Source organism: Paraburkholderia sp. SIMBA_030, from assembly GCF_046535245.1.
Classification (GTDB): Bacteria; Pseudomonadota; Gammaproteobacteria; order Burkholderiales; family Burkholderiaceae; genus Paraburkholderia.
Genome location: NZ_JAWRXB010000349.1, coordinates 1 through 278, shown reverse-complemented (window position 1 = coordinate 278; position 278 = coordinate 1). Strand labels below are relative to the sequence as shown.

At 60.1% G+C, this 278-nt stretch carries 1 protein-coding gene; it reads left to right on the top strand.

The genetic code is table 11. The features are described 5' to 3' along the window. The coding region (locus tag SB772_RS40300) for an NmrA family NAD(P)-binding protein (RefSeq protein WP_410838556.1) at nucleotides 1-278 on the top strand (278 nt) is incomplete at both ends.

The following is a 278-nucleotide window of genomic DNA, read 5'->3' as shown; positions in this document are numbered from 1 at the left end:
CACCCCAGCGAAAGCACCGTCCTTATCCGAAAGCACAATCCACCGGTTCAGCTACTCAGACCAGGACGCCGCGATTACGGCATTGCGCGGCGTTGAAACCCTTTTTATGGTTTCCGCGCACGAAAGCCCGGAACGCCTGGACCAGCACCGCACCTTCGTTGACGCCGCCGCGTCTGCGGGTGTCAAGCACGTCTTTTACACATCCTTCGCAGCCGCAGCCCCGGACGCCACCTTTACCCTCGCACGGGACCACTACGTCACCGAGGAATACATCAAAG